Genomic DNA, 16,776 nt, shown 5'->3' on the forward strand with positions numbered 1-16,776 from the left:
CGGACAGACGTTCCGGCGGCATCGAGGTCGCAGGTCGAGGAGATTTACCTGGCTACCGGTTTCCGCGGGGCGCCGCGGCCCCGCCCGACCTCACCGCACCCCGCAGCACCTCACCGCATCTCCGCCCGGAACCCCGCCGGCGTCAGCTCCGTGTGCTGGTGGAAGAACTTGGTGAAGTTCGCCGCGTCGGGGAAGCCGATCGCCGCGCCGACGCGGCCGATGGGCATGTCCGTGTGGGCGAGGAGGCGCTTGGCCTCCAGGACGACGCGTTTGTCGATGAAGCCCTTGGGGGTCTCGCCGGTGGCGGCGCGGACCGCGCGGACGAGGGTGCGGCGGGAGTAGCCGAGGGCGTCGGCGTAGGCGCTGACGCTGTGGTTGGTGGCGAAGCCCTTCTCGACGGCGTCCCGGAAGAGGGTGAACGTCGTGTCGGCCTGGCCGCGGGCCGCCTCCGCGGAGCTCGCCGCGAGATGGGCGAGGCGGAGCAGGAACGCGGTCAGTGAGTGGCGCAGGACCGAGGTGTGCAGGCTCAGCGGGAGGGTCGCCGTGTCCTCGTACTCGCGTTGGAGCTGGGTCAGGGACGAGCGCAGGGCTGTCAGCTGGGGAGGGTCGGGGCGGAGCAGGGGCGGCAGGTCGTAGCGGTAGAGGCCGGTCGCCTCGACCGTGGCGCGCGGGAGGAAGCCGGGCTGCATGGTCAGGACGGTGCCGCGGTAGTCGTCGAACCGCGAGAAGCGGTGGACCTGGCCGGGGCGGATCCACAGGACGTCGCCGGCCGTCGCCTCGTACTCGGCGAAGTCGATCATGTGGCGGACCGGTCCCTCGTCGAAGAGCATCACGACATGGAAGTCGATGCGGTGGACGCGGTGCAGCGGGGCATCCGCGTGCCAGGTGCGGTCGGTGCCCATCGGGCCGACCTGCATACCGACCCCGCACACACTCAGCTCGACCGGGAAGGGAAACGTTCTGATGGCGTCCACGCCGCCTTCACCGTCGCCACCTTGGGTGGTTCTGTCCGCCATGTCCTTCTCGTGCCGCCTCGATCGCGCCGTCCGTGTCCCACTTTCACCACAGGCTGACACACAGGGACCTTCCCTCTAAAAAGTCAGACTTTTAGTTTTGAACGCGTCAGACCAGCTACTCCGCTCCGATCGAGGACTTCTTGAAGATGAGCACGATGAGCGCGCAGACACCGGACAGTTTCGAATGGACCGAACTCGACCGGCGTGCCGTCGACACGGCCCGCCTGTTGGCGGCCGATGCCGTGCAGAAGGTGGGCAACGGGCACCCGGGCACCGCGATGAGCCTGGCCCCTGCCGCATACACGATCTTTCAGAAGGTGATGCGTCACGACCCGGCGGATCCGGAGTGGACCGGACGTGACCGCTTCGTTCTCTCCCCCGGCCACACCTCGCTGACGCTCTACACCCAGCTCTTCCTGGCCGGGTACGAGGTCGGGCTCGACGACCTCAAGGCCTTCCGGACCCACGGCTCGAAGACCCCCGGTCACCCGGAGTACGGGCACACCGCCGGCGTCGAGACCACCACGGGACCGCTCGGCCAGGGCGTCGCCAACGCGGTCGGCATGGCGATGGCCGCCCGCTACGAGCGCGGCCTGTTCGACCCCGAGGCCCCCGAGGGCACCTCCCCCTTCGACCACACCATCTGGGCGATCGTCTCCGACGGCGACCTGGAGGAGGGCGTCTCCGCCGAGGCCTCCTCCATGGCGGGCCACCAGAAGCTCGGCAACCTGGTCTTCCTCTACGACGACAACCACATCTCCATCGAGGGCGACACCGCGACCGCGTTCTCCGAGGACGTGCTGGGCCGCTACGAGGCCTACGGCTGGCACGTCCAGCGGATCGAGCCGGCGCTCGGCGGCGACATCGACGTAGCCGCCCTGTACGCGGCGCTGAAGGCCGCGGAGGCCGAGACCGAGCGGCCCTCGATCATCGCGATGCGCACGATCATCGCCTGGCCCGCCCCGAACGCGCAGAACACCGAGGCCTCCCACGGCTCCGCGCTCGGCGTCGACGAGGTGGCCGCGACCAAGCGGCTGCTGGGCTTCGACCCGGAGCGGTCCTTCGAGGTCGCCGACGACGTCCTCGCCCACACCCGCACCGCCCTGGACCGCGGCGCGGAGGCGCACGCGGCCTGGGACAAGCAGCTCGACAAGTGGCGCGGCGCCGACGCGGAGCGGGCGGCCCTGTTCGACCGGATCGTCGCCGGTCAGCTGCCCGAGGGCTGGCAGGACGTCCTGCCGGTCTTCGAGGAGGGCGCTTCCGTCGCGACCCGCGCCGCCTCCGGCAAGGTGCTCCAGGCGCTGGGCGGGGTACTGCCCGAGCTGTGGGGCGGCTCCGCCGACCTGGCCGGCTCGAACAACACCACCATCGACAAGACGTCGTCCTTCCTGCCCGAGGGCAACCCGCTGCCGGGGGCCGACCCGTACGGCCGTACGATCCACTTCGGCATCCGCGAGTTCTCCATGGCGGCCGAGATGAACGGCATCGCGCTGCACGGCAACACCCGTATCTACGGCGGCACCTTCCTGGTGTTCTCCGACTACATGCGCAACGCCGTCCGCATGGCCGCGCTGATGCAGCTCCCGGTGACGTACGTGTGGACGCACGACTCCGTCGGTCTCGGCGAGGACGGGCCGACCCACCAGCCGGTCGAGCACCTCGCCTCGCTGCGCGCCATCCCGGGTCTGAACGTGGTCCGGCCCGCCGACGCCAACGAGACCGCGATCGCCTGGGCCGAGATCCTCAAGCGGCACGCCACCGACCCCGCCCCGCACGGCCTCGCCCTCACCCGGCAGGGCGTGCCGGTGTACGCGCCCGACCCGGACGCGGCCAAGGGCGGTTACGTCCTGCGCGAGTCCTCCAAGGACACCCCGGACGTGATCCTCATCGCCACCGGCTCCGAGGTCCACCTCGCGGTCGAGGCGCGTGAGCAGCTGGAGGCGGAGGGGATCGGCACGCGCGTGGTGTCGATGCCGTCCGTGGAGTGGTTCGAGGAGCAGCCGCGCGAGTACCGCGAGCGGATCCTGCCGCCGGCCGTGAAGGCCCGTGTCGCCGTCGAGGCGGGTGTGGGTCTCACGTGGTACCGGTTCGTAGGTGACGCAGGACGCATCGTCTCTCTTGAGCACTTCGGCGCCTCCGCCGATGCAAAGACCCTTTTCGCCGAGTTCGGTTTCACCCCGGAGAACGTCGCCGCAGTCGCCCGGGAATCCGTGGCCGCCGCGCGCGGTTGATCCGTTCGCCAGAAAGAAGATGATCGCTGTGACCGATGCAACCGCGTCCGCGGACAACCTCAAGCGCCTGTCCGACGAGGGCGTTTCCATCTGGCTGGACGACCTGTCGCGCAAGCGGATCGAGTCCGGCAACCTGGCCGAACTCGTCGCCGGACAGCACGTCGTGGGCGTCACCACGAACCCCTCGATCTTCCAGGCCGCCATCGGCACGGGCGAGGGATACCAGGAGCAGCTCGCCGACCTCGCCGTCCGCGGTGTCACGGTCGACGAGGCCGTGCGGATGATGACCACCGCCGACGTCCGCGCCGCCGCCGACGTGCTGCGTCCCGTGTACGACGCCACCGGCGGCCGGGACGGCCGGGTCTCCATCGAGGTCGACCCCCGTCTGGCCCACGAGACGGCGGCCACCATCGCCGAGGCCAAGCAGCTGTCCTGGCTGGTCGACCGTCCCAACGTCATGATCAAGATCCCGGCGACCAAGGCGGGCCTGCCCGCGATCACCGAGGTCATCGGCCTCGGGATCAGCGTCAACGTCACGCTGATCTTCTCGCTGGAGCGCTACCGCGAGGTCATGGACGCCTACCTGGCCGGTCTGGAGAAGGCCGCCGCGAAGGGCCTCGACCTCGCCGCCATCCACTCCGTGGCCTCCTTCTTCGTCTCCCGCGTGGACTCCGAGATCGACAAGCGCCTGACCGTCCTGGGCACGGATGAGGCCCTCGCTCTCAAGGGCCGGGCGGCGCTGGCCAACGCGCGCCTGGCCTACGAGGCGTACGAAGATGTATTCGGGGGCGGTCGCTGGACCGCTCTCTCCGGCGCGAGGGCCAACAAGCAGCGTCCGCTGTGGGCCTCGACCGGGGTGAAGGACCCGGCGTACAAGGACACCCTGTACGTGGACGAGCTGGTCGCGCCGGGCACCGTCAACACGATGCCGGAGGGCACCTTGAAGGCGACGGCGGACCACGGCGTGATCACCGGTGACACGGTCACCGGCGGCTACGCCCAGGCACGCGCCGATCTCGCGGCCGTCGAGCGGCTCGGGATCTCGTACGAGGAGGTCGTCAAGCAGCTGGAGGACGAGGGCGTGGCCAAGTTCGAGGCGGCCTGGCAGGACCTGCTGGACGCCGTGACGAAGTCCCTGAACAGCGAAGGGGTCGACGGGGAATGACCGAGAGTCCTGCCATCGACTGGGCGAACCCGCTGCGCGACGCGCGCGACCGGCGGCTGCCCACCATCGCCGGCCCGTCCGGCCTTGTCATCTTCGGCGTCACCGGCGACCTGTCCCGCAAGAAGCTGATGCCGGCCGTCTACGACCTCGCCAACCGCGGCATGCTGCCGCCGGGCTTCTCCCTGGTCGGGTTCGCCCGCCGGGACTGGGAGGACGAGGACTTCGCGCAGATCGTGCACGACTCCGTGCGCGAGCACTCCCGCACCCCGTTCCGCGAGGAGGTGTGGCAGCAGCTCGCCGAGGGGATGCGGTTCATCCCGGGCGACTTCGACGACGACACGGCGTTCAAGCAGCTCAAGTCGGCCGTCGAGGAGCTGGACGCCTCCCGGGGCACCGGGGGCAACTTCGCCTTCTACCTCTCCGTACCGCCGAAGTTCTTCCCCAAGGTCGTCAAGCAGCTGAAGAAGCACGGGCTGGCGAACGCGGCGGAGGGCTCCTGGCGGCGGGCGGTCATCGAGAAGCCGTTCGGCCGCGACCTGGCGAGCGCGCGGGACCTGAACGCGCTCGTGCACGACGTGTTCGAGCCGGACCAGGTGTTCCGCATCGACCACTACCTGGGCAAGGAGACGGTCCAGAACATCCTGGCGCTGCGCTTCGCCAACCAGATGTACGAGCCGATCTGGAACCGGTCCTACGTCGACCACATCCAGATCACCATGGCCGAGGACATCGGCATCGGCGGCCGGGCCGGCTACTACGACGGCATCGGCGCCGCCCGTGACGTCATCCAGAACCACCTGCTCCAGCTGATGGCGCTCACGGCCATGGAGGAGCCCATCGCCTTCGATGCCGAGTCGCTGCTCACCGAGAAGCTCAAGGTGCTCAAGCAGGTGCGGCTGCCGGAGGAGCTGGGCGAGCACACGGTGCTGGCGCAGTACGCGACCGGCTGGCAGGGCGGCGAGAAGGTGCCCGGCTACCTCCAGGAGGACGGCATCGACTCCCAGTCGAAGACCGACACCTACGCGGCCGTCAAGCTGGAGGTGGACAACCGCCGCTGGGCGGGCATCCCCTTCTACCTGCGCACCGGCAAGCGCCTGGGCCGCCGGGTCACCGAGATCGCGGTCGTCTTCAAGGTGGCCCCGCACTCCCCCTTCGACTCCACCGCCACCGAGGAACTGGGCGCGAACGCGATCGTGATCCGGGTCCAGCCGGACGAGGGCATGACGGTCCGGTTCGGTTCCAAGGTGCCGGGTACCTCGATGGAGATCCGGGACGTGTCGATGGACTTCGCGTACGGCGAGTCCTTCACGGAGTCCAGCCCGGAGGCGTACGAGCGGCTCATCCTTGACGTGCTGCTGGGTGACGCCAACCTGTTCCCGCGTCACCAGGAAGTGGAAGAGTCCTGGAAGATCCTCGACCCGATCGAGGAGTACTGGGCGAAGCAGGGTAAACCCGCTCAGTACCCCTCGGGCAGCTGGGGGCCGAAGGAAGCCGACGAGATGCTCGCACGAGATGGACGGAGCTGGCGCAGGCCATGAAGATCGACCTGACCGACACCACGGCAAGCAAGATCAACAAGGCGCTGGTGCAGGGTCGCCGCGCCATCGGCACACCTGCCGTGGGCATGGTCCTGACGATGGTCATCGTCACGGACGAGGAGAACGCCTACGACGCGATCAAGGCGGCCGAGGAGGCCTCGCACGAGCACCCCTCGCGCACCCTGGTCGTCATCAAGCGGCTCGCCCGCTCGCCCCGCGACCGTACGACGTCCCGGCTGGACGCCGAGGTCCGGGTGGGCGCGGACGCGGGCACCGGCGAGACGGTGATCCTGCGCACCTACGGCGAGGTGTCCGACCACGCCGACTCGGTCGTCCTGCCGCTGCTGCTGCCGGACGCCCCGGTGGTCGTGTGGTGGCCGGCGGACGCGCCCGAGGTGCCCGCCAAGGACCCGCTGGGTGCCCTGGCGCAGCGCCGGATCACCGACCTGTACGCGGTCGAGCGGCCGCTGGAGGCCATGGCCGGCCGGGCTCGCGCCTACACGCCGGGCGACACGGACCTGGCCTGGACCCGGCTGACGCCGTGGCGCTCGATGCTGGCGGCGGCCCTGGACCAGGCCCGGGTGCCGATCATCTCGGCGGCCGTGGAGAGCGAGGCGGACAACCCGGCGGCCGAGCTGCTCGCCCGCTGGCTGGAGGCCCGCCTGAAGGTGAACGTCGACCGGGTCGAGAGCGCCGGACCGGTGGTCACGGCCGTGCGCCTGGGCACCGCGAACGGCGAGATCGTCATCGACCGACCCGAGGGCCCGCTGGCCACGCTGACCCTGCCGGACCAGCCGCCGCGCACCCTCGCCCTGAAGGTACGCCCCACCTCCGAACTCATCGCCGAGGAGCTCAGGCGCCTCGACGCCGACGAGATGTACGCCATCGCCCTGCGCGGCGAGGCCACCAAGGAGACCCCTTCTCATGTCTGACTCCCCGACGCTCGACCGGCGCCCCGAGTGGGCGGCCCTGGAGGACCACCGCGCCCAGGGACAGCCGCAGCTGCGTGAGCTGTTCGCCGCGGACCCCGGACGTGCCGAGCGGTACGTCGTGCGCGTGGGCGACCTGCGCATCGACTACTCCAAGCACCTGATCAACGACGAGACGCTGGCCCTGCTCCAGGAACTGGCCACCGCCACCGACGTGTTCGGCCTGCGCGACGCCATGTTCCGCGGCGAGCACATCAACGCCACCGAGGACCGCGCCGTGCTGCACACCGCGCTGCGCGCCGCGCGTGACGCGGTGATCGAGGTCGACGGCGAGAACGTCGTCCCGGCCGTGCACGCCGTCCTCGACCGGATGAGCGCCTTCGCGAACCGGGTCCGCTCGGGCGAGTGGACCGGCCACACCGGCAGGCGCATCAAGAACGTGGTCAACATCGGCATCGGCGGCTCCGACCTGGGCCCCGCGATGGCGTACGAGGCCCTGCGGGCGTTCACCGCACGGGAGTTGACGGTCCGCTTCGTGTCGAACGTGGACGGCGCCGACCTCCACGAGGCGACCCGCGACCTGGACCCGGCGGAGACGCTGTTCATCGTCGCGTCCAAGACGTTCACCACGATCGAGACCATCACCAACGCCACGTCGGCCCGTTCCTGGCTGCTCGAAGGCCTCGGCGGGGACGACAAGGCGGTGGCCAAGCACTTCGTGGCGCTGTCCACGAACGCCGGCAAGGTCACCGAGTTCGGCATCGACACAGACAACATGTTCGGGTTCTGGGACTGGGTCGGCGGGCGTTACTCGTTCGACTCCGCGATCGGCCTCTCGCTGATGATCGCCGTCGGCCCGGACCGCTTCCTGGAGATGCTCGACGGCTTCCGGATCGTCGACGACCACTTCCGCACCGCGTCCGCCGAGTCCAACGCCCCGCTGCTCCTTGGCCTGTTGGGTGTCTGGTACGGCAACTTCCACGACGCCCAGTCGCACGCGGTGCTGCCCTACAGCCACTACCTCTCCAAGTTCACCGCGTATCTCCAGCAGCTCGACATGGAGTCCAACGGCAAGTCGGTGCAGCGCGACGGCCGCCCGGTGGAGTGGCAGACAGGCCCCGTGGTGTGGGGCACGCCCGGCACCAACGGGCAGCACGCGTACTACCAGTTGATCCACCAGGGCACGAAGCTGATCCCGGCGGACTTCATCGGCTTCGCCCGGCCCGTGGCCGAGCTGAGCGACGAACTCAGGGCGCAGCACGACCTGTTGATGGCGAACTTCTTCGCGCAGACACAGGCGCTGGCCTTCGGCAAGACGCCGGACGAGGTGCGTGCGGAGGGGGTGCCCGAGGAGCTGGTGCCGCACAAGACGTTCAAGGGCAACCACCCGACCACGACGATCCTGGCCCGCGAGCTGACTCCGTCGGTGCTCGGCCAGCTGATCGCCCTCTACGAGCACAAGGTGTTCGTGCAGGGCGCGGTGTGGAACATCAACTCCTTCGACCAGTGGGGCGTGGAGCTCGGCAAGGTCCTCGCCAAGCGCGTCGAACCCGCCCTGACCGAGGGCGCGGACGTCCCCGGCCTCGACCCCTCCACCACCGCTCTCGTGGCCGCCTACCGCGAGCTCAAGGAAGTGAACTGACATGGCAACGATGCAGCTCGGTCTGATCGGTCTCGGCAAGATGGGCGGCAACATGCGCGAGCGCATCCGCCGCGCCGGCCACACCGTCGTCGGCTACGACCGCAACCCCGAGGTCTCCGACGTGAGCGGCCTCGCCGAACTGGTCGAGAAGCTCGAAGCGCCCCGCACGATCTGGGTGATGGTCCCGGCCGGCGCGGCCACCCAGTCGGTCGTCGACGAGCTCGGCGGTCTGCTGGAGGCCGGTGACGTCGTCGTGGACGGCGGCAACTCCCGCTGGACGGACGACGAGCAGCACGCCAAGGAGCTGGCGACCAAGGGCATCGGCTTTGTCGACGCCGGTGTCTCCGGAGGCGTCTGGGGCCTGGAGAACGGCTACGCCCTGATGGTCGGCGGCGACAAGGAGTACGTCGAGCGGCTCCAGCCGATCTTCGAGGCGCTCAAGCCCGAGGGCCCGTACGGCTATGTCCACGCGGGCAAGGTGGGCGCCGGGCACTTCTCCAAGATGGTCCACAACGGCATCGAGTACGCCATGATGCAGGCCTACGCCGAGGGCTGGGAGCTGCTGGAGAAGGTCGACTCGGTGGACAACGTCCGCGAGGTCTACCGCTCCTGGCAGGACGGCACGGTCATCCGGTCCTGGCTGCTGGACCTCGCCGTGAACGCGCTCGACAGCGACGAACACCTGGACAAGCTCAAGGGCTTCGCGCAGGACTCCGGCGAGGGCCGCTGGACCGTCGAGGCGGCCGTCGACCACGCGGTGCCGCTGCCCGCGATCACGGCTTCGCTGTTCGCGCGGTTCGCGTCCCGGCAGGACGACTCGCCGCAGATGAAGATGATCGCCGCCCTGCGCAACCAGTTCGGCGGTCACGCCGTCGAGTCGAAGTAGGCCCGCCGTGGGGGACCTTCTCCTGGTCCGCCACGGCGAGACGGAGTGGAGCGTGTCGGGCCAGCACACCAGCTGGACCGACCTGCCCCTCACCCAGCACGGTGAGGAGCAGGCCAAGGCGCTCGCTCCCCTCCTCTCCCGGCGGACCTTCGCTCTCGCCCTGACCAGTCCGCTCGGCCGCGCGATACGGACCGCCGAACTCGCGGGCCTGACCGGAGCCGTACCGGACCCGGACCTGCACGAGTGGGACTACGGCGCCTACGAGGGCGTCACCACCGTCGACATCCACCGCGCCCGCCCCGCCTGGGACCTGTGGCTGGACGGCGTCCCGCCCGGCCCGGAGGGCCACCCCGGCGAGTCCCCGGCCGAGATCGGCGCCCGCGCCGACCGCGTCCTGTCCCACGTGGACCCCGCCCTCACCGACGGCGACGTCGTCCTCGTCGCGCACGCCCACTTCCTGCGCGTCCTGACGGCCCGCCGCCTGGGCCTGCCGCCCGCGGAGGGACGACTGTTCCAGCTGGCGACGGGCACGGTCAGCCGTCTGTCGACCGAGCACGACCGACCGGTCATCGCGGAGTGGAACGCCAGAGCGTAGGCCCTGCGCTCAAGAACGGCCCGGGCCGACGCGTTGGCGTCGCGGCCCGGGCCGTTCTCGTCGCAGTCGGAGGAGGGCTCGCACCGGCCGTCGAACAGCCCTCGCCGAGCTGCGCAACTGCACGCTCGCAACGGGGTGTTGACAGCTCACGCGGGCCGGGTCAGAGTCACCGCTGATGGAGATCAGCGATCTGACACCGGCCGAACTACGGGTGTGGCGGGCCTTTCCCCGGGGCGAGTCCGTGGACTTCCGCGAGTCGCCGGACGAGGACGTGTCGGCTGGCGCCGAGTGGGGACCGGAACGGACGGTCCGCGCCAAGGTGCTCAAGGCACTCCTGCTCAGCGCGCCGCAGGAGGAGGGCGAGGTCGCCGCCCTCAGACTCTCGGGCGCCCGCGTCACCGGCGTGCTGAACCTCATCTACGCCGTGGTCGAACACGCCGCGCGGCTGAGCCACTGCCACTTCGACGAGCCCCTCGACCTCTACAGCTCCCGACTCCGCCAACTCAACCTCATGGACTCGGTCTTCCCCGCCCTCACCCTCGGCAGTTCACGGGTCGACGGCCCGCTGCGGCTGACGCGTTGCCGGGTACGAGGGCTGGTGAAGGTGGGCGGGACACAGATCTCGGGCGCGGTCTTCCTGAACGGGGCCGAGATCGACGCGCCGGACGCCACACAGCCGGCGCTCCAGCTCAACCAGTCCACCATCGGCCATGACTTCGTGGCCACGGGCCTGCGCGTGTACGGCGAGACACGGCTCAACGGGGCCTCGGTCGCCGGCAAGGTGAATCTGGAGAACGCCGAGTTCCACAACCCCGGCGGCATGGCGCTCAGCGCGGAGGCACTCGAAGCGAACGCCGACGTAAACGCCCGCAGGCTGCGCGCGTACGGTCAGATCGAACTGCGCGGCGCCCGCATAGCCGGCCGCCTCGACCTGTCCCGCTCGCACCTGTCCCACCCCGGCGGCACGGCACTGCGGGCCAGCAGCAGCGTCATCGGGGAACTGTGGCTATACGGAAGCGATCCCGTGGAGGGCCTCCTCAATCTGCGCCGCGCGCACATCGAGGTCCTGAGCTTCGGACCGGAGGTGCTGCCGGACGAGGTGCGGATCAACAACCTCAGCTTCACGACGCTCACCCCGCACCTGCCCGCCGAGCGGCGACTGCCGATGCTGGAACGGGACGGCGAGGGCTATGTCCCGTACGCCTACGAGCAGTTGACCGCCGCCTACCGGCGCATCGGCGACGACCGGGCGGCCCGCGAGGTCCAACTCGCCAAACAGCTCCGCCACCGCGCCACACTCCCCTGGTACGGCCGCGCCTGGGGCCACCTCCAGGAAGTCACCGTCGGCTACGGCTTCCGCCCCCTGCGCGCGATGATCTGGCTGCTCTCCCTGCTCGCCACGGGCTCGATCGCGTACGCCCTCCACAACCCGCCCGCGCTGAAGCCGTCCGAAGCCCCGCCCTTCAACGCGGTGTTCTTCACGCTCGACCTGCTCCTCCCGGTGATCTCCTTCGGCCAGGAGGGCGCCTTCGCCCCGCACGGCGGCTACCAGGCGCTGTCCTACGTCCTCATCATCACCGGCTGGATCCTCGCCACGACGGTCATCGCGGGCGTGACCAGGAGCGTCAGCCGCCAGTGAGACGCCGAGCGGCGTGCTGGGCGGCCAGGCGGACCGGCGCGTTCGCCGCGCCGTACCCCCGATAGCCCCCGTCCCGCTGGACGAGTTCGAAGAAGACACGGCCGACGGTGCGGGTGTAGCAGTGCCTGAACTCCCCGTACGCGTCACGGTCGTAGAGGATCCCGAGCTCCTTGTACGTCGCCAACTCGCCGTCGGCGAACTCGAACCGGGCGGCGAGGTCGTCGTAGTAGTTCGCCGGCATCTCCAACAGCAGCCCGCCCGCCGCGCGGAATCGGCGTGCCACGGCCACCACGTCCCGCGTGTCCAGAGCGATGTGCTGGGCGTGGACCGTGTCGTCGGCGGGCGCCGCGCCGACGGACAGGGCGATCCGGACACCGCCGTCGGCACCGGTGACGGCGCGACTGCGCAGCAGCCCGTACGGGTCGGCCACGTCCACGCTCTCCTGGGCGTCCAGACCGAGGACGCCCTGATGGAAGAGGGCGGCCTCGTCGAAGTGGTGCCAGGGCTGGGTGAGGGCCAGGTGGTCGATACGGCGGATGTCCGATGCCGCCGGGGTGTGCTGGACGTCCTCGAAGTCGGCCCGCCAGTCGGGCAGTTCGGGCCGGCCCGTCGCGCAGAAGAACAACTCCGTGCCGTCGGGAGCGGCGACGGCTTCGAGGGGCGCGTCCTCGCGTGCCCGCCGTCGCGGCAACACCGGTGCCAACAGCGCCTCGGCACGACGGGCGGCGCCCTCGGGGTCCGGTGACTCCAGCCCGATCGCGGCGAGACCGGTACCGTCACGGCGGGCGGCGGGACCGGTGTTGACCAGAACCCGGGCGTCCCCCTGCTGCCACAGGTCGACCGGCTTGCTCCGGTGCCGCGCGGCACGCACGAAACCCAGGGCGCCGAGTACGGCCGAGACCGGCTCGGCATCGGGAGTGACCAACTCGGCGAAGGCGACGCCGGTGGGGACGACGGGGGCAGGCAACTCCGCCACCCCGACCGCCTCCTGCAGAACGAGCAGCGACCGAAGCGCGTCCACAGCCGTCGGCCCCGCCTCGGCCTGCCGGAACACGTCGTTGAAGACCTCCAGGGAGAGCGGTCCGGTATATCCGGCCCGCACCACATGCCGCACGAGCCCCGCGACATCGAACCCACCCTGCCCCGGGAAGCAGCGATAGTGACGGCTCCACTGCAGGACGTCCATGGCGAGCAGCGGTGCGTCGGCGAGCTGGAGGAAGAAGATCTTCTCACCGGGGATGTCTTCGATGCCCTTGGGATCGGACCCGCGGGAAAGGATGTGGAAACTGTCGAGGCAGGTCCCAAGAGCCGGGTGTCCGGCGGCCTCGACAACCTGCCAGGCATGGTCATACGTACTGACGTGCCGTCCCCAGGCGAGCGCCTCGTAGGCGACGCGAATCCCGAACTCCTGGGCAAGATCGGCAAGTTGGCTCAACTGCTCGGCGGCCAGGGCATCATCGTCCACGGCGAGCGGGGACACACTGGAGCAGACGAGAACGGTGTCGGCGCCAAGCCGCCGCATCACCTCGAACTTGTGCCGGGCGCGCCGCAGATTCCGCCCGAACTCGTCGACGGGCACGGCCTCGACGTCCCGCATCGGCTGATAGAGGTCGATGGTGAGCCCAAGATCGGCACAACGCCCCCGAATCTCCTCGGGCGTGAGCGGACTGGCGAGCAGGTCGTTCTCGAAGATCTCGACTCCGTCGAACCCGGCCCGAGAGGCAGCCGCAAGCTTCTCGGTGAGGGACCCGCCGAGGGAGACGGTTGCAATAGACGTACGCACGGTCGCACTCCTCTGCTTTTTGCTTTTTTGGGGGCGCGGGGAACTGCGCGACAAGCCACAACGAACCGGCACCGGTCACACGACCGGACCCGCCGAGCTCTCGACGACTCCGCCCAATTCCGCAAAATCCCTCAACATCCGCAAGCTGTCCGGCTCACGCCCGGTGAACAACCGAAACGCATCCACAGCCTGAAACACCGCCATCCCACCCCCGTCCAGAACGGCACACCCCACCGCCCGAGCGGCCCGCAACAACTCCGTCTCCAACGGCCGGTACACCACCTCGGCAACCCACAACCCCGGCCGAAGCGACTCCGCAGAAAACGGCAGCCCAGGATGCGCAGCCATCCCGGTGGGCGTCGCATGCACGACCCCGTCGGCGCGAGCAATCAGCCCGGCAAGACGATCGGGGCCGGCCGCAACGGCCCGCCCCACACCAAAGTGCCGATTCAGCGCCGCAGCCAGATCCACGGCCCGATCGGCCAACGCGTCCACGACAGTGACCCGCCCCGCGCCGAGCGTGAGCATGGCGTGGGCCACGGCGGCCCCCGCACCCCCCGCCCCCAGCTGCACAACCCGCTCCAACGCCGCATCCGGCAACCCGCGCGCGAACGCCGCCGCGAACCCGGTGACGTCTGTGTTGTGCCCTACGGACCGACCATCCTCAAAAACCACGGAGTTCACCGCACCGAGCGCCTCAGCCTGCGGAGCAAGCGCGTCCAGGTGCTCGATGACCAGTTGCTTGCAAGGGTGGGTGATATTGAGCCCGTCGAACCCCAGGTCCCGCGCGGCCCGCACCAGGTCGCCAACCGCCTCGGGCCGGAGGCCGAGCGCGTCGATGTCGATACGCCGGTACAGATACCGCAGGCCCTGCCGGTCCGCCTCCCGCTCGTGCAGCGCCGGGCTGAGCGACGGCCCGATGCCGGCGCCGATCAGTCCGACGAGAAACGAGTCCTTGGCCACGCGGACCTCCCGAGCCGATCACTAATGTACGAACCAGTACGTTAGCTATACCAGCCGCACCGCCCCCGGGGAAGGCCTGGGGCCGTCGCGAGCACCGCGCCTTCTACAATCTGCCGCAGCGGCCGCACTCCCGAAGGAAGCCAAGGAACCCGATGACCAGCGTCGACGAACCGGCACGACCGAACGGGCGGATCCGCGACGCGGTCCGCACCCAGGCCGAGATCCTCGACGTGGCGACCCAGGAGTTCGCGCGGGCCGGCTACGACGGTGCCCGCGTCGACGAGATCGCCGCCCGTACCCGCACCACGAAGCGGATGATCTACTACTACTTCGGCGGCAAGGAGCAGCTCTTCACCGCCGTCCTGGAGCGGGCGTACGGCGTGATCCGCGAGGCCGAACAGGGGCTGGACGTCGAGCACCTCGACCCGGTCGCGGCCATCCGCAAGCTCGCCGAGGTCACCTTCGACCACCACGAACAGCACCCCGACTTCATCCGTCTGGTCAGCATCGAGAACATCCACGAGGCCGAGCACATCGCCGCCTCCGAGAAGCTGGGCAAGATCGGCTCCCCCGCGCTCGACGTGATCAGCCGCATCCTGGCCACCGGGCAGGAGTCCGGCCTGTTCACGGCCGACGTCGACGCGGTCGACCTGCACGCGATGATCAGTTCGTTCTGCTTCTTCCGGGTCGCCAATCGGCACACCTTCGGCGCCCTGTTCGGCCGTGACCTCACCGACCCGGACCGGCGCGAGCACTACCGCGCCATGCTCGGCGACATGGTGATCGCCTACCTGACGGCGGAGCGCACCACCGACTGACCCGGCGCCGCACGACCTCTTGACACCCGGGAAACGCGAGCGCAACATCCCTACCCACCGAGACTAACTACCCAGTGGGTTAATTAGCCGACCGTCCCCTCGGTCTCTCGGTCGCTCTCCGCACCGCTCACTCCCTACGTTGGAGTCCCCCGAAGGAGCACGCCGTGTCCGTCCCCGCCGAAGCCGTCGGGCAACCGAAAAAGGCGGCCACCGCCGCCTGGATCGGCAGCGCCCTCGAGTACTACGACTTCTTCATCTACGGCAGCGCCGCAGCACTGATCTTCCCCAAGGTCTTCTTCGACGAGTCCGACCCGGCCACCGCGACCCTGCTGTCGCTGGCCACGTTCGGCGTCGCGTACGCGGCCCGGCCGGTCGGCGCGCTCTTCCTCGGCCACTTCGGCGACCGCGTCGGCCGCAAGAAGATCATGGTCTTCACGCTGATCCTGATGGGCCTGTCGACGTTCCTGATCGGCTGTCTGCCCAGCCGTGACCAGGTCGGCACCCTCGCGCCCGTCCTGCTGGTCGCCTGCCGTGTCCTGCAAGGAATCTCGGCGGCGGGCGAGCAGGCCAGCGCCAACTCCATGACCCTCGAACACGCGCCACCGCACCGGCGCGGCTTCTTCACCAGCTTCACGCTCGGCGGCACGCAGGGCGGACAGCTACTGGCCACGCTGGTCTTCATCCCGATCGCCTCGCTGCCCGAGGACCAACTCCTCTCCTGGGGCTGGCGGGTGCCGTTCTGGCTGAGCATCGCGGTCGCCGTCGTCGGCTACGTCATCCGCCGCCGGCTGGAGGAGACGCCGGCCTTCGCCCGGCAGGCGGCCACGGAAGGTGTGGTCAAGCTGCCGCTGGTGGTGCTGATGCGCGAGCACTGGGCGGATGTGCTGCGGGTGATCGGGGGTGCGTTGATCGCCTCGGTCTCCACGATCTTCACGGTGTGGGCGCTGGCGTACGCGACCAGCGACGCGGTCGGCATGTCCCGCACCTCGATGCTCTGGGTCGGCGCGCTCGCCAACCTCGTGGCGCTCGCCGCGATCCCGCTGTGGGCCACCCTCTCGGACCGCATCGGCCGCCGCCCGGTCTTCCTGATCGGCGCCGTCGGCAGCGCGATCACGATGTTCCTCTACCTGTGGGCCATCTCCACCGGCTCCTACCCCCTGATCATGCTCCTGGGCATCGTCACCTTCGGTGTCGTCTACAGCGCCGCCAACGGCGTGTGGCCCTCCTTCTACGGCGAGATGTTCTCGACCCGCGTCCGCCTGTCCGGCATGGCGATCGGCACGCAGATCGGCTTCGCGGTGGCCGGCTTCGCGGTCACGTTCGCCGCGCAGATCGCGGGCCCGGACGGCACCGACTGGTCCTCGGTGGCCCTCTTCACCGCGGCCCTCTGCGTCCCGCCGGTGATCGCCGCCTTCTCGGCCCGCGAGACCTGCAAGGTCCCGACCGAACTGCTCGGCGAGAAGACGCCCGTGCAGGCGTCGCGGACGGAGAGGGTGACGGCCTGATCCCGGTCGCACTGGCTACGCGCTCCGGCCGGAGCGCGTAGCCAGTGCGGTAGCTGTCGTCGCCCG

Annotated in this window: 13 protein-coding genes; 10 read left to right on the forward strand and 3 right to left on the reverse strand. The window is 69.9% G+C overall.

Features of this window, described 5'->3' with window-relative positions:
- Positions 1–110 precede the first annotated feature (110 nt).
- The gene (locus M2283_RS01820; protein WP_280874129.1) at positions 111–1,016 is read right to left on the reverse strand and encodes a helix-turn-helix domain-containing protein; all 906 of its coding nucleotides are present in this window, start codon (positions 1,014–1,016) and stop codon (positions 111–113) included.
- Between the two features lie 155 nt (positions 1,017–1,171).
- Here M2283_RS01820 and tkt point away from each other — a divergent pair, with 155 nt between their 5' ends.
- The 8 genes from tkt (at position 1,172) to M2283_RS01860 (ending at position 11,641) form a co-directional block, all read left to right on the forward strand.
- Positions 1,172–3,247 (forward strand): transketolase, encoded by a 2,076-nt coding sequence (tkt, locus tag M2283_RS01825; protein ID WP_280874685.1) that lies wholly within the window; start codon positions 1,172–1,174, stop codon positions 3,245–3,247.
- 19 nt (positions 3,248–3,266) lie between these two features.
- On the forward strand, positions 3,267–4,412 hold the full coding sequence (gene tal / locus M2283_RS01830) for a transaldolase (protein ID WP_280874130.1): 1,146 nt from the start codon (positions 3,267–3,269) through the stop codon (positions 4,410–4,412).
- Positions 4,409–5,950, forward strand: a complete 1,542-nt coding sequence (gene zwf, locus M2283_RS01835) for a glucose-6-phosphate dehydrogenase (RefSeq protein WP_280874131.1) — start codon at positions 4,409–4,411, stop codon at positions 5,948–5,950. The genes tal and zwf overlap by 4 nt, the downstream gene beginning before the upstream one ends.
- The gene (gene opcA, locus M2283_RS01840) at positions 5,947–6,882 is read left to right on the forward strand and encodes a glucose-6-phosphate dehydrogenase assembly protein OpcA (protein ID WP_280874132.1); all 936 of its coding nucleotides are present in this window, start codon (positions 5,947–5,949) and stop codon (positions 6,880–6,882) included. The genes zwf and opcA overlap by 4 nt, the downstream gene beginning before the upstream one ends.
- The gene (gene pgi, locus M2283_RS01845; RefSeq protein WP_280874133.1) at positions 6,875–8,521 is read left to right on the forward strand and encodes a glucose-6-phosphate isomerase; all 1,647 of its coding nucleotides are present in this window, start codon (positions 6,875–6,877) and stop codon (positions 8,519–8,521) included. Before opcA ends, pgi begins: the two co-directional genes overlap by 8 nt.
- A gap of 10 nt (positions 8,522–8,531) precedes the next feature.
- Entirely contained in the window at positions 8,532–9,407 is an 876-nt protein-coding gene (gnd, locus tag M2283_RS01850) for a phosphogluconate dehydrogenase (NAD(+)-dependent, decarboxylating) (protein ID WP_280874686.1), read from the forward strand.
- A 7-nt stretch (positions 9,408–9,414) separates the two neighbouring features.
- Positions 9,415–10,002 (forward strand): histidine phosphatase family protein, encoded by a 588-nt coding sequence (locus M2283_RS01855; protein ID WP_280874134.1) that lies wholly within the window; start codon positions 9,415–9,417, stop codon positions 10,000–10,002.
- A gap of 175 nt (positions 10,003–10,177) precedes the next feature.
- Complete coding sequence (locus M2283_RS01860) at positions 10,178–11,641, forward strand: membrane-associated oxidoreductase (protein ID WP_280874135.1); 1,464 nt, start codon at positions 10,178–10,180, stop codon at positions 11,639–11,641.
- Here the strand turns inward: M2283_RS01860 and M2283_RS01865 are convergent.
- Together M2283_RS01865 and M2283_RS01870 are read right to left on the reverse strand one after the other, a co-directional pair.
- Positions 11,628–13,424, reverse strand: a complete 1,797-nt coding sequence (locus tag M2283_RS01865) for a bifunctional sugar phosphate isomerase/epimerase/4-hydroxyphenylpyruvate dioxygenase family protein (RefSeq protein WP_280874136.1) — start codon at positions 13,422–13,424, stop codon at positions 11,628–11,630. The two genes, M2283_RS01860 and M2283_RS01865, sit on opposite strands and share 14 nt — an antisense overlap.
- A 75-nt stretch (positions 13,425–13,499) precedes the next feature.
- On the reverse strand, positions 13,500–14,387 hold the full coding sequence (locus tag M2283_RS01870) for a shikimate dehydrogenase (RefSeq protein WP_280874137.1): 888 nt from the start codon (positions 14,385–14,387) through the stop codon (positions 13,500–13,502).
- Between the two features lie 152 nt (positions 14,388–14,539).
- Here M2283_RS01870 and M2283_RS01875 point away from each other — a divergent pair, with 152 nt between their 5' ends.
- Together M2283_RS01875 and M2283_RS01880 are read left to right on the forward strand one after the other, a co-directional pair.
- Positions 14,540–15,205 (forward strand): TetR/AcrR family transcriptional regulator, encoded by a 666-nt coding sequence (locus tag M2283_RS01875; protein WP_280874138.1) that lies wholly within the window; start codon positions 14,540–14,542, stop codon positions 15,203–15,205.
- 164 nt (positions 15,206–15,369) lie between these two features.
- Entirely contained in the window at positions 15,370–16,710 is a 1,341-nt protein-coding gene (locus M2283_RS01880; protein ID WP_280874139.1) for an MFS transporter, read from the forward strand.
- Positions 16,711–16,776 lie beyond the last annotated feature (66 nt).

Origin of the sequence: Streptomyces pseudovenezuelae, from assembly GCF_029892565.1 — a bacterium.
GTDB classification, from domain to species: Bacteria; Actinomycetota; Actinomycetes; order Streptomycetales; family Streptomycetaceae; genus Streptomyces; species Streptomyces pseudovenezuelae_A.

Bases quoted from the DNA above. Each gene is read 5' to 3' on its own strand.
- gnd (WP_280874686.1), top strand. From the start codon at position 8,532: ATGCAGCTCGGTCTGATCGGTCTCGGCAAGATGGGCGGCAACATGCGC.
- pgi (WP_280874133.1), top strand. From the start codon at position 6,875: ATGTCTGACTCCCCGACGCTCGACCGGCGCCCCGAGTGGGCGGCCCTG.
- opcA (WP_280874132.1), top strand. From the start codon at position 5,947: ATGAAGATCGACCTGACCGACACCACGGCAAGCAAGATCAACAAGGCG.
- tal (WP_280874130.1), top strand. From the start codon at position 3,267: ATGATCGCTGTGACCGATGCAACCGCGTCCGCGGACAACCTCAAGCGC.
- M2283_RS01875 (WP_280874138.1), top strand. From the start codon at position 14,540: ATGACCAGCGTCGACGAACCGGCACGACCGAACGGGCGGATCCGCGAC.
- M2283_RS01860 (WP_280874135.1), top strand. From the start codon at position 10,178: ATGGAGATCAGCGATCTGACACCGGCCGAACTACGGGTGTGGCGGGCC.
- M2283_RS01820 (WP_280874129.1), bottom strand. From the start codon at position 1,016: ATGGCGGACAGAACCACCCAAGGTGGCGACGGTGAAGGCGGCGTGGAC.
- zwf (WP_280874131.1), top strand. From the start codon at position 4,409: ATGACCGAGAGTCCTGCCATCGACTGGGCGAACCCGCTGCGCGACGCG.
- tkt (WP_280874685.1), top strand. From the start codon at position 1,172: ATGAGCGCGCAGACACCGGACAGTTTCGAATGGACCGAACTCGACCGG.